Genomic DNA, 11,063 nt, shown 5'->3' with positions numbered 1-11,063 from the left:
ACCTACCGCACCGCCGCCCACACCCTCACCGACGCCACCCGCGACGACGACACCCTCACCCTCCACATCCCCGGCGACGGCAGCCAACGCGCCCTGCGCACCCTCCTCGACCACCTCCACACCACCGGCATCGAAGCCGACGAACTCACCGTCCACACCCCCGACCTCGACGACGTCTTCTTCGCCCTCACCGCCACGCCCGACATCCCCGGCCAGCAGAACCCGACCAAGGAGAACGTCCGATGAGCTCCCTCTCCCTCGCCGTCCGCGACTCGACGACCATGCTGCGCCGCAACCTCCTGCACGCGCGCCGCTACCCGTCGCTCACCCTGAACCTGCTGCTCACCCCGATCATGCTGCTGCTGCTCTTCGTCTACGTCTTCGGAGACGCGATGAGCGCCGGCATCGGCGGCGGCGGAGGCCGCTCGGCGTACATCGCGTACATCGTCCCCGGCATCCTGATGATGACCATCGGCGCCACCACCGTGGGCACCGCGGTCTCCGTCTGCACCGACATGACGGAGGGCATCGTCGCCCGCTTCCGCACCATGGCCATCCACCGCGGCTCGGTCCTCTTCGGCCACGTCGCCGGAAGCGTCCTGCAATCGGTCGCGAGTGTGACCCTCGTCGGCGCCGTCGCCGCGGCGATCGGCTTCCGCTCCACGGACGCCACGGCCCTGGAGTGGTTCGCGGCCTTCGGCCTGGTGGCCCTGTTCGCCCTGGCGTTCACCTGGATCGCGGTCGGGATGGGCATGGGGAGCCCGAACGCCGAGGCCGCCAGCAACAGCGCCACGCCACTGATCCTCCTGCCGATGATCTCCAGCGCCTTCGTCCCGCTGGAGACCATGCCGGGCTGGTTCCGGCCGATCGCCGAGTACCAGCCCTTCACCCCCGCCATCGAGACCCTGCGCGGCCTGCTCCTCGGCACCGAGATCGGCAACAGCGGCTGGATCGCCGTCGTCTGGTGCCTGGCGCTCACCGCACTCGGATACCGCTGGTCAAAGGCCCAGTTCGACCGCGACCCCAAGTAGGCGTCTTGCGTACGCGGGCCGACATGCCCGGACGAGCAGGAATCCCGGCACGAGCAGGACCCCCTCCCCCGCACGACCGAACCCGCGAAGGCCCGTCACCGCCGTCTCCGATGGCAGCGACGGGCCTTCGCCGTGTCCGCGGGACCTCCGTGCGGGCAGGTCAGCGGGCCGCCGCGAACTCCGCCAGCGCCTCGGTGCGGGTGCGGCGGGCGACCTCGGCGAGGACGGGGTTGCCGGCGCGGTAGTAGTGCTCGGTCACCAGGCCCCAGGCGAGGGCCCAGCCGCGGCCGCGCGCCCAGGTGGCGTCGTCGGCGCCGGACTCCTCGCGGAAGAGGTCCCTGGTGCCGGCGGTGAGCAGGGTCCAGGCGGGCATCATGTCGCAGGCCGGGTCGCCGGTGCCGAGGCCGCCGAAGTCGATGACGGCGCTGAGGCGGCCGCCGCGGGTGAGGAGGTTGCCGGGCAGCAGGTCGGAGTGGATCCACACGGGGGCGCCCTGCCACTGCGGCAGGCGCAGGACCGACTCCCAGGCGGCGGTGGCCAGTTCGGCGTCGACGACGCCGTCGGCACCGAGGTCGCGGATCGCGGCGGGGAGGTGGCCCTCTTCCCACGCGGTGACCGGGCCGCCCCGGAACGACCGGGGCCCGCCGCTCGCGTCGACGGCGCGCAGGGCCCGTCCGAAGCGGCCCAGCGCGACCGCCGCGTGGGCGAGGTCGGTGACGGGGGCGTCGAAGGCGTCGGCGCCGTCGAGCCAGCGGTACACGGACCAGGGCAGCGGGAATCCGTCCCCCGGCTCGGCCCGCCCGACGGGGACGGGGACGGCCAGCGGCAGGTGCGGGGCGAGCCGCGGCAGCCAGCGCTGCTCCTTCTCCACCTGGCGCGCCGCGGAGGGGACGCGGGGGAGCCGGACGACGAGTTCGTCGCCGAGCCGGAACATGGCGTTGTCGGTGCCGGCCGAGTCCACGGCCCGTACCGGCAGTCCGGCCCAGGCGGGGAAGCGGCGGGCGACGAGCCCCGCGACGAGGCCGGTGTCGATGTCGGGTTCGTCGGGTCGCGTCGGGGTGGCTGCCATGGCGCGGAGGGTAGCGGCCGTCCCGCCCGTCCGGCGAGGCGATTTCCCCGGGGGCGGGCGGTCGGCGGCCGGGCGGACCCGGCCGCCGCCGACGGGTCCTACGCGTCGATCGCGGTGCGCCAGGTGCGGACGGCGTCGGCGGAGACCGGTGCGGCCCAGCCCTGGGGCCGCGCGGCGCCGCCGATGTGGAAGGCGTCGAGTCCGTCGGCGCGGAGCCCGGGGAGGTGGTCGAGGCGGAGGCCGCCGCCGACGAGGACCCGGGCCTCGTAGCCGGGCTCGCCGGCCCGGGCGGCCTCGGCCTTGAGGGTGGCGAGGCCGTCGTCGACGCCGGTGGCGGAGCCCGCGGTGAGGTAGGTGTCGAGCCCCGGGAGGTCGGCGAGCCGCTTGCGCAGGCCGTCGCGGTCGGCGGCGCGGTCGATGGCCCGGTGGAAGGTCCAGCGGCAGCCGTCGAGGACGGCGATCAGCCGTTCGACGGCCACCAGGTCCGGCTCGCCGTCCGGGGTGAGGAAGCCGAGGACGAACTCGTCGGCGCCGGCCTCACGGAGTTCCGCGGCCCGTGCGACCAGGGCGTCGACGCCTTCCGGGCCGCCGGCCGAGAATCCGTCGGTGAGCCGGAGCATCACCCGCAGCGGGATGTCGACGGCGGCGCGGATCGCGGCGAAGCGGGCCCGGGACGGGGTGAGCCCGTCCGCCGCCATGTCGGTGACGAGTTCGAGGCGGTCGGCCCCACCCGTCTGGGCGGCGACCGCGTCTTCCTCGTCGAGGGCGATCACCTCAAGGACTGCACGGTTGCTCATCGAGCCCATTCCTCCACGCGTGCCGGCTACAGGTCTAGTCCAATGACCAGACTAGCCGTGCGCGTGGCCTCCCGCACCGTGCGTGGCCTCGCCGGCCCCGGGAACGGTCGCCGGACCGGTCGCACCGGTGGCGCCGGCCGTGACGGTGAAGGCCGCCGTGCGCACCTTCCCCTGGTGCTGGAAGTCCAGGAAGAGACGGTACGTCCCGGCACTGGGCGCGGTCGCCGTGAACGAGACGTCCGGGCCGGGGCCCCCCTCGTTGGGGTGCACGTGCAGATAGGCGAGGTCGCCGTCGCGCAGGGCGACGAGGTGTCCGTACGCCCCGAGGTACGGCTCCAGATCGGTGACCGGCTTTCCGCCCTTGGTCACGGTCAGCCGGAGCTCTCCGGCCTTGCCCGGGTCCAGCGTGCCGCCGAGACGGACCTGGTAGCCGTCGACCGCGACGGTCGCCGCGACGGCCGGCAGCGGCTTCGGCGCGTACGCCCCCGGCACGGAGAGGTCGGCGCCGAGCGTGACGCCCTTGGCGCCGGCGGCCGCGGGCTTGAAGTCGGCGAACGCCTTGTAGCCCCCGGCGGCGGGGAGGTCCGCGGCCACCGACCAGGTGCCGTCGGCCGCCTTGACCGGGTGCAGATGACGGAAGGTGGTGAGGTCCCGCGAGGCGACGATGAAGTGCAGCTCCTTGCCGTGCTCGGTGGTGAAGGCGGTGACCTTCCGTCCGGCCGCGTCCTTGATCGAGAACTTCAGGACGCTCCGGCCGGCCGCGGGTGTCGGCGTCTCCAGGGCGAGCGTGTAGCCGTCCTGGGAGACCTGCAGACCGCCGGGGAGCTCCGCGGCGGCGGAGTCCGGGGTCGCACCCTCCCCGTGACCGGCGTGCCCGTCGGCGGCCGGGCTCTCCGAGGGCGCGGCCGCGTGGTCGCCGTGCCCGGCCTTCGCCGACTCCTCGACGGGGCCGACCCCCACGCCGACCCCGTACGCGGTCCCGAAGGTCGCGACGAGCGCGGCGGCATAGGCAGTGATCTTCACTCCGGTGTTCATGGCTGCTCTCCCGTGCGTGGGTGGACGTGGTGCGCCGTGGCGACCCCTTCAATGCACTTCACCATACCCCTGGGGGGTATCAAGTCAAGTCGCGGAACCGCTTGCGGGTCCATACGGCCGGGGGGTATACATGACTCAGGACCGGATACCCCCCGAGGGTATCGATGAAGTGGAACCGACCGAGGAGGAAGCCATGGGCTCCTGCTGCACCCCCGACAACAGCTGCTCGACCACCGGCGAGACCACCGCCACCGCGGTCGCCGACAGCACCGTCACCGTCTACGCCGTCTCCGGCATGACGTGCGGCCACTGCAGGACCGCGATCACCACCTCCGTCACCGCGCTGGACGGCGTCATCTCCGTGGACGTCGACGTCACCGCCGGCCTGGTGACCGTCACCACCGGCGGCGAGCCCGACGACGCCGCGATCACCGCGGCCGTCGACGACGCGGGCTACGAGCTGACCGGCCGGGCCTGATCCGCCCGCCGGGCCGACCGACACCCACCGGCGTCCCCCGTCCCGGTACCTGAAGGTCGGCCCGGCAGGCGGCCCCGGCCCGGCCCGGCCCCCCAGGCGGGTGAGCCGAAGGGGCGCGTCGGTGTCGAGACGGCGAGCGCGCGGAGGCCCGACGAAGGAGGGTCGAGCACGATCGCCGACTCGACACCGGCACCAGCGCCCCGGAGGCGAACCGAGCCCCCAGGAAAAGAGGAGCAGGAAATGACGACGACCACTCCGGGCCCCGCCCAGGTCGAGCTCGCCATCGGCGGCATGACCTGCGCCTCGTGCGCGGCCCGCATCGAGAAGAAGCTCAACCGCATGGACGGGGTCGAGGCCACCGTCAACTACGCCACCGAGAAGGCGAAGGTCACCTTCGACGCCGACATCGACGTCGCCGACCTGATCGCCACGGTCGAGGCCACCGGCTACACCGCCGCCGAGCCGGAGCCGGAGCGGCCCGCGGGCGGTGGCACCGGGGACGGCCCCTCCGACGAGGAGCGGGCCGACGAGGAGCTGCGGCCCCTCCGGCAGCGGCTGATCACGGCCGCCTCGCTCGCCGTGCCCGTCATCGCGATGGCGATGGTCCCGGCGCTGCAGATCGAGTACTGGCAGTGGCTGAGCCTCACGCTCGCGGCGCCGGTCGTCGTGTACGCCGCCTGGCCCTTCCACAAGGCCGCCTGGACCAACGCCCGGCACGGCGCGGCCACCATGGACACGCTGATCTCGGTCGGCACGATCGCCGCGTTCCTGTGGTCGCTGTGGGCGCTGTTCTTCGGCACCGCCGGCACCCCGGGCATGACGCACCCCTTCGAGTTCACGATCGCCCGCACCGACGGCGCCGGGAACATCTATCTGGAGGCCGCGGCCGGCGTCACCGCCTTCATCCTGGCCGGCCGGTACTTCGAGGCCCGCTCGAAGCGCAAGGCGGGCGCCGCGCTGAAGGCGCTGATGCAGCTGGGCGCGAAGGAGGTGACGGTCCTCAGGAACGGCCGCGAGGTCACCGTGCCTACGGCCGAACTCCAGGTCGGGGACCGCTTCCTGGTCCGTCCGGGCGAGAAGATCGCCACCGACGGCACCGTCGTCGAGGGCTCCTCGGCCGTCGACGCGTCGATGCTGACCGGCGAGTCCGTGCCCGTCGAGGTCTCCGTCGGCGACTCCGTCACGGGCGCCACCCTGAACGCCGGTGGCCGGCTGGTCGTCGAGGCGACCCGCGTCGGTTCCGACACCCAGCTCGCCAGGATGGCGAAGCTCGTCGAGGACGCGCAGAACGGGAAGGCCGCCGCCCAGCGCCTAGCCGACCGGATCTCCGCGGTCTTCGTCCCCGTGGTCATCGCGCTCGCGCTCGGCACCCTCGGCTTCTGGCTGGGCACCGGGCAGGGACTCACCGCCGCGTTCACCGCGGCCGTCGCCGTCCTGATCATCGCCTGCCCCTGCGCCCTCGGCCTGGCCACCCCGACCGCCCTCATGGTCGGCACCGGCCGCGGCGCCCAGCTCGGCATCCTCATCAAGGGCCCCGAGGTCCTGGAGACGACCCGCAAGGTCGACACCATCGTCCTGGACAAGACCGGCACCGTCACCACCGGCCGGATGACGCTCATCAAGGTCCACACGGCCGCCGGTACGGACGAGACCGACGTCCTGCGCCTGGCCGGCGCCCTGGAGCACTCCTCCGAGCACCCCATCGCCCAGGCCGTCGCCACCGGCGCCGCCGCGAAGGTGGGCACCCTGCCCACCCCCGAGGACTTCGCCAACATCCCCGGGCTCGGCGTCCAGGGCGTCGTCGACGGCCGCGCCGTCCTCGTCGGCCGGGAGAAGCTGCTCCAGGAGTGGGCGATGGAGCTCACCCCGTCCCTCAAGGCCGCCAAGGAGGCCGCCGAGAAGGCCGGAAGGACCGCCATCGCGGTCGCCTGGGACGGCGAGGCGCGCGCGGTCCTGGAGGTCGCCGACGCCGTGAAGGAGACCAGCCCGGAGGCGATCCGGCGGCTGCGGGCCCTGGGCCTGACCCCGATCCTGCTCACCGGCGACAACAAGGCGGTCGCCGAGGCCGTCGCCGCCGAGGTCGGCATCGACGAGGTCATCGCGGAGGTCATGCCGCAGGACAAGGTCGACGTCGTCAAGAGGCTCCAGGCCGAGGGGCGTTCGGTCGCCATGGTCGGCGACGGTGTGAACGACGCGGCGGCGCTCGCCCAGGCCGACCTGGGTCTGGCGATGGGCACCGGCACGGACGCCGCGATCGAGGCCGGCGACCTGACCCTCGTACGGGGAGACCTGCGGGCCGCGGCGGACGCGATCCGGCTGTCCCGCAGGACGCTCGGCACCATCCGCTCGAACCTCTTCTGGGCCTTCGCCTACAACGTGGCCGCCCTGCCGCTAGCCGCGGCCGGGCTGCTCAACCCGATGATCGCGGGCGCGGCCATGGCCTTCTCCTCGGTCTTCGTGGTCGGCAACAGCCTGCGGCTGCGCGGCTTCCAGGCCGCCGACCGCTGACGCACCCCTTCCCGCCGAACCCCGAGGAGCCCGTCGTGGCCGGTTACGGACAGCACAAGGAAGACATCATCAGACGCCTGCGGCGCATCGAGGGGCAGGTCAGGGGGGTCCAGCGGATGGTCGACGAGGACGTCTACTGCATCGACGTCCTCACCCAGGTCTCGGCGATCAACGCGGCGCTCCAGTCCTGTGCGGTGGCCCTTCTGGACGAGCACCTCAGCTGCTGCGTCACGGAGGCCATCGCCCAGGGCGGGGACCAGGCGAAGGAGAAGGTGGGCGAGGCGTCGAGGGCGATCGCCCGGCTCATCCGGACGTAGCGACCGGCCTCCTCGGAGGGATCAACCGCCCTTGGGCGAAGGACAGTCGGCGGACAGCCTGATGCTCAGGCGAAGGCAGAGTCCGAGCACCCGGCGGAGGAGCACCAGCTCCGCCGCACCGGGCAGGCCGGGGCCGCAGACCTTCGCGCAGGGGCGGTTGCCCATGAGGGTCGACATCCCGCCATCGTACCCCTGGGGGGTATACCTGGAGCGGGGAGGCGGACCGTACGATGAACCGCCCAGGGGGAAGGGGATCCATGTGCGCCGGCTGGGTGAGCTGGAGGCCGAGATCATGGACCGGCTGTGGGCCTGGCGGCGGCCCGCCACGGTCCGCGAGGTCGTCGACGACATCAACCGGGAGCGCAGGGTCGCCTACACGACCGTGATGACCGTGGCGGACATCCTGCACCGCAAGGGCTGGCTCCGCCGCGAGAAGGCCGGACGGGCCTGGCTGTACGAACCGGTCCGCGGCCGCGAGGAGTACACGGCCGGCCTCATGCGGGACGCCCTCGGCGACAGCCGGGACCGCCCCGCCGCCCTGCTCCGGTTCGTCGAGGTCATCTCGGACGAGGACATGGCCGCCCTGGACGCGGCCCTGCGCGCCGCCCGCGGCGCGGCGCCCGACGGCCCGGCGGGGGGCGGCGCGTGAACCACCACGTCCTCGTCCCCCTCGGGCTCGTCCTGCTGACCGGCTGCCTCGTCCCCTGGCTGGTGGTCCGGTCCCGCTGGGCCCAGCAGGCCCCCCGGCTCGCGCTCGGCGTCTGGGCCGCCTGCGGGGCCGTCTTCGCCGGCGCGGCGGCCCTGCTGCCCGCCCAGATGGTCCTGACCAGGGAGAGCAGCCACCGCCTCACGGACATGGCGCTCACCCTCCGGCCGCCCGGCCCCGGCCGGTTACTGGCCCTCGACGGCCGCGAGACGCTCGCCCTGTCGCTCGCGCTCGCCGTCCTGGCCGTGCCCGCCGGCGCCTTCGTCCGCCGGCTGGCCCGTGCCCGCCGGGTGCGGGTGCGGCACGCGGGGGTGCTGCGCCTGGTCGGACGGTACGACCCCGCGCTGCGCGCCACCGTCCTCGACGACGAGCGGCCCGCGGTCTACTGCCTGCCGGGCCGCTCGCGCCGGGTCGTCGTCACCTCGGGCGCGGTCCACACGCTGACCCCCGACCAACTGGCGGCGGCCCTGGCCCACGAGCGGGCGCACATCACCGGACGGCACCATCTCCTCGTCGCGGCGGCCGAGGCGTTCGCCGCCGTCTTCCCGCGCCTCCCGCTGGCCCGGCACGGCGGCGGAGCCGTACCGCTGCTGCTCGAGATGGCCGCCGACGACCGGGCGCTGCGCCGGTGCACCCGGGACGCGCTGGCGACCGCGCTGTACGCGCTGGCCTCGGGGCGGGCGCCGCGCTCGGCGTTCGCCGCGGGCGGGCCGTCGGCGGCGCTGCGCATGCGCCGCATCCTCATGCCCCACAGCGCCGGACACCCCGTGCTCCGCGGGCTGTTCACGATCGCGGCGGCGGCCTTCGCGATGACACCCCTGATCGTCGCCTGCTGCGCGTTCCCCCGGTAATGGCGAACGTCGTTATTTACTAAGCGAATTCGTAGATTTCGCATCGGTCACGGAGCGTCGAATTCGCCGCTATCGTGGGTACGTTGGGGCTGGGACACGGTACGTCGAAGGGTGCAAAACCAATGCAGCTCGCTGGCGTTCGCACGGCAGCGGCCGGCGACGCGACGACGATATCCAGGCTGCTGGCCGACATCATCCGGAGCAGCTACGCCGGAATACTGGACGAAATCCCGATGCGACGGCTGATCTCGGCCCAATGCGCACTCCCCCGCATACGCGCGGAAATTGAAATTCCGGGCGGAGCACCCGGATGGCTCGGCTGGCTGGTCGCCACGGACACGCGGGGCTCGGTCGTCGGCATGGCCGCCGGCGGCGTCCCGGTGCCCGGCGAGGGCGAGGTGTACGCGCTGGCGGTCGCGCCCGGCTCGCGCCGTACCGGCGTCGGCACGGCCCTGCTCGGCGCGGCGAGCGAGCGGATGCGGGCCTACGACGCCCACGAGCAGCGCGTGAAGCTCCCCGTCGAGGCCGACCCGGCCCTCCCCTTCTACGCCGACCAGGGCTTCACCCCGCTCAGCCCCGGCCGACTGGCCAGACCGCTCTAGGGGGCGGCCTCTTCCGGATCTCGCCCGACGCGCCTCCTCCTCGCGGGGACCGTGGCAGATCCACGCCATCGCGTGTTCACGCAGCCCGATCCGGTGGATCGGGGCTCCCTCCCCAGGTCACGATGGGTCCAGCGGCGCGGTCCCGGCGGCACGGGTACCTCGTCCGGACGGCATGGACCGAGCGAGCCCCTGGAGGAGCGGATGCACACACCGAGCGGCACTTCCCTGCCCGTCGTGCCCGCAGCGCTCGCGCCGGTCCTGCCGTCCCGATACGACCGGGCCGCGGAGCCCTCCCCCGGCGCGGGTGTCCGGGTCACCGCGGACACCCTTCCCGGGCTGGAGTCGGTCTCCCCCGCCGACGAGGGCTCCGTGTGGCTGCACGACGCCCTGCTCGGCCCGCACAGCGCGGACATCGTCCGCTACCTCGGCCTCGCCCGCTCCGCCGGCGGACCCGTCCTGGACCTCGGCTCCGGAGCGGGGCGGCTCGCCGTCCCCTTCGCCCGCCACGGCTTCGCCGTGGAGGCCGTGGACCGGGACGCCTCGGCCCTGGAGCGCCTCGACGGCTGGGCACGGCGGATCGGCCCGCAGGTGGCCGGGCTCGTCGTGACGCACCGGGCCGACCTCACGGAGCTCCGCCTCGACGGCAGCTACCGGCTCGCGCTCCTGGCGGGGGCGATGGTCTCCGCCGTACCGCCGACGAGCCGGCCGGCGCTGCTGCGGGAGGTCGCCGCCCACCTGGAGACGGGCGGGGCGCTGGCCCTCGACTACACGGCGCACCGGATGCCGGGGCTGGTCGCGGAGCCGCAGCGCACCTGGGCCTTCCAGGTGCCCCGCTTCGACGGCATCGACGAGTGGGTGGTGGCGCGGCAGGTCTTCGACCTGCCGTCGATGAGCGAGCGGATCACGTACTACGCGGCCCGGACCGGCAAGCTGTCCACGGAGCGGGTGGTGCTGACCACCGACAAGTGGATCGTGGACCCGGAGCGGCTGGCGGCCGAGCTGCACGCGGCCGGACTGCACGTCGAGGGACGGCGGCGCCACCGGATCGACGACCGGACCGAGAGCGTCCTGCTGGTGTGCAGGACCGGCGACTGACCGGGCGGAACGGCCGAAGGACGCCTGCCGGGGCGGGCGGGCAAGAGGTACGATGCCCACAAAGGTTTGAGCCGACCAGGCGGCGCGGACGGGCGGAGAAGATGGCAGTCGTGGAAGAGCTGACGGGCCGCGAGGCGGTGATCCAGCGCCTGCGCGACGTCGGGCTGCGGGTCACGGGCCCGCGCCTGGAGGTGCTCACGGTGCTCGCGGCCGGCGGCCATCTCGACGTCGAGGCGATCACCACCACGGCCCGCGAGCGGCTCGGCACGCTGACCAGCCAGGCCGTGTACGAGATGCTGCGGCACTTCCAGGAGACCGGCCTGGTGAGCAAGTTCGACCGGCCGGGCCTGCCGGCCGTCTTCGAGATCTCGGGTCCGCCCCACCAGCACGCCCTGTGCACCGGCTGCGGCCGCGTGGAGAACGTCTCCGCCGCCGCCCCGGAGCCGCCCCGCCGGGCCCTTCCGCAGTGGCGGGTGGACGACGCGGAGATCGTCTTCAAGGGTCTGTGCCCCGACTGCCGGGCGAACGCCTCCACCGTCTGATCCACGGTCAACTCCGTGCGTGTCGTTGGAAT

Annotated in this window: 13 protein-coding genes and 1 pseudogene; 10 read left to right on the top strand and 4 right to left on the bottom strand. The window is 73.8% G+C overall.

Annotated features, from left to right (window positions below; genetic code table 11):
- Window positions 1-246, top strand: a pseudogene (locus AB0424_RS22640) (ABC transporter); the annotation flags it as partial.
- A complete protein-coding gene (locus AB0424_RS22635) occupies window positions 243-1,031 on the top strand; it encodes an ABC transporter permease (protein WP_366308137.1) in 789 nt (262 codons plus the stop codon). The pseudogene AB0424_RS22640 and the gene AB0424_RS22635, both read left to right, overlap by 4 nt.
- 160 nt (window positions 1,032-1,191) lie before the next feature.
- Here AB0424_RS22635 and AB0424_RS22630 read toward each other — a convergent pair whose 3' ends face one another.
- The 3 genes from AB0424_RS22630 to AB0424_RS22620 form a co-directional block, all read right to left on the bottom strand.
- The gene (locus tag AB0424_RS22630) at window positions 1,192-2,100 is read right to left on the bottom strand and encodes an aminoglycoside phosphotransferase family protein (protein WP_366308135.1); all 909 of its coding nucleotides are present in this window, start codon (window positions 2,098-2,100) and stop codon (window positions 1,192-1,194) included.
- A 98-nt stretch (window positions 2,101-2,198) separates the two neighbouring features.
- Window positions 2,199-2,897, bottom strand: coding sequence for a copper homeostasis protein CutC (locus AB0424_RS22625; protein ID WP_366308133.1), 699 nt, complete (start codon window positions 2,895-2,897; stop codon window positions 2,199-2,201).
- 51 nt (window positions 2,898-2,948) lie between these two features.
- A complete protein-coding gene (locus AB0424_RS22620; protein WP_366308131.1) occupies window positions 2,949-3,932 on the bottom strand; it encodes a hypothetical protein in 984 nt (327 codons plus the stop codon).
- A gap of 193 nt (window positions 3,933-4,125) precedes the next feature.
- Between AB0424_RS22620 and AB0424_RS22615 the strand changes: the two genes are divergently transcribed.
- From AB0424_RS22615 to AB0424_RS22605, 3 genes are all read left to right on the top strand, one after another.
- Entirely contained in the window at window positions 4,126-4,410 is a 285-nt protein-coding gene (locus tag AB0424_RS22615; protein ID WP_366308153.1) for a heavy-metal-associated domain-containing protein, read from the top strand.
- A gap of 240 nt (window positions 4,411-4,650) precedes the next feature.
- Window positions 4,651-6,918: a heavy metal translocating P-type ATPase gene (locus AB0424_RS22610; RefSeq protein ID WP_366308129.1), complete on the top strand. Its 2,268-nt coding sequence runs from the start codon at window positions 4,651-4,653 to the stop codon at window positions 6,916-6,918.
- A 35-nt stretch (window positions 6,919-6,953) separates the two neighbouring features.
- Window positions 6,954-7,235, top strand: coding sequence for a metal-sensitive transcriptional regulator (locus AB0424_RS22605; protein WP_366308127.1), 282 nt, complete (start codon window positions 6,954-6,956; stop codon window positions 7,233-7,235).
- A 21-nt stretch (window positions 7,236-7,256) separates the two neighbouring features.
- Here AB0424_RS22605 and AB0424_RS22600 read toward each other — a convergent pair whose 3' ends face one another.
- On the bottom strand, window positions 7,257-7,412 hold the full coding sequence (locus tag AB0424_RS22600) for a hypothetical protein (protein ID WP_366308125.1): 156 nt from the start codon (window positions 7,410-7,412) through the stop codon (window positions 7,257-7,259).
- A gap of 82 nt (window positions 7,413-7,494) precedes the next feature.
- Between AB0424_RS22600 and AB0424_RS22595 the strand changes: the two genes are divergently transcribed.
- From AB0424_RS22595 to AB0424_RS22575, 5 genes are all read left to right on the top strand, one after another.
- Window positions 7,495-7,884 (top strand): BlaI/MecI/CopY family transcriptional regulator, encoded by a 390-nt coding sequence (locus AB0424_RS22595; RefSeq protein ID WP_366308123.1) that lies wholly within the window; start codon window positions 7,495-7,497, stop codon window positions 7,882-7,884.
- Complete coding sequence (locus AB0424_RS22590; RefSeq protein ID WP_366308121.1) at window positions 7,881-8,792, top strand: M56 family metallopeptidase; 912 nt, start codon at window positions 7,881-7,883, stop codon at window positions 8,790-8,792. The genes AB0424_RS22595 and AB0424_RS22590 overlap by 4 nt, the downstream gene beginning before the upstream one ends.
- A 122-nt stretch (window positions 8,793-8,914) precedes the next feature.
- Complete coding sequence (locus AB0424_RS22585) at window positions 8,915-9,394, top strand: GNAT family N-acetyltransferase (protein ID WP_366308119.1); 480 nt, start codon at window positions 8,915-8,917, stop codon at window positions 9,392-9,394.
- 234 nt (window positions 9,395-9,628) lie between these two features.
- On the top strand, window positions 9,629-10,489 hold the full coding sequence (locus AB0424_RS22580; RefSeq protein ID WP_366308117.1) for a class I SAM-dependent methyltransferase: 861 nt from the start codon (window positions 9,629-9,631) through the stop codon (window positions 10,487-10,489).
- Window positions 10,490-10,590: 101 nt separating this feature from the next.
- Window positions 10,591-11,031: a transcriptional repressor gene (locus tag AB0424_RS22575; protein WP_366308115.1), complete on the top strand. Its 441-nt coding sequence runs from the start codon at window positions 10,591-10,593 to the stop codon at window positions 11,029-11,031.
- The last annotated feature ends 32 nt before the right edge of the window (window positions 11,032-11,063 follow it).

It is taken from the genome of Streptomyces sp. NPDC051180, assembly GCF_040689545.1.
In the GTDB taxonomy this organism is placed as follows: Bacteria; Actinomycetota; Actinomycetes; order Streptomycetales; family Streptomycetaceae; genus Streptomyces.
Note: the sequence above shows the minus strand (reverse complement) of the source record. Positions and strands in the feature narration are given on the sequence as shown.

Coding starts and splice junctions, on each gene's coding strand:
- AB0424_RS22635 (WP_366308137.1), top strand. CDS start 243: ATGAGCTCCCTCTCCCTCGCCGTCCGCGACTCGACGACCATGCTGCGC.
- AB0424_RS22630 (WP_366308135.1), bottom strand. CDS start 2,100: ATGGCAGCCACCCCGACGCGACCCGACGAACCCGACATCGACACCGGC.
- AB0424_RS22625 (WP_366308133.1), bottom strand. CDS start 2,897: ATGAGCAACCGTGCAGTCCTTGAGGTGATCGCCCTCGACGAGGAAGAC.
- AB0424_RS22620 (WP_366308131.1), bottom strand. CDS start 3,932: ATGAACACCGGAGTGAAGATCACTGCCTATGCCGCCGCGCTCGTCGCG.
- AB0424_RS22615 (WP_366308153.1), top strand. CDS start 4,126: ATGGGCTCCTGCTGCACCCCCGACAACAGCTGCTCGACCACCGGCGAG.
- AB0424_RS22610 (WP_366308129.1), top strand. CDS start 4,651: ATGACGACGACCACTCCGGGCCCCGCCCAGGTCGAGCTCGCCATCGGC.
- AB0424_RS22600 (WP_366308125.1), bottom strand. CDS start 7,412: ATGTCGACCCTCATGGGCAACCGCCCCTGCGCGAAGGTCTGCGGCCCC.
- AB0424_RS22585 (WP_366308119.1), top strand. CDS start 8,915: ATGCAGCTCGCTGGCGTTCGCACGGCAGCGGCCGGCGACGCGACGACG.
- AB0424_RS22575 (WP_366308115.1), top strand. CDS start 10,591: ATGGCAGTCGTGGAAGAGCTGACGGGCCGCGAGGCGGTGATCCAGCGC.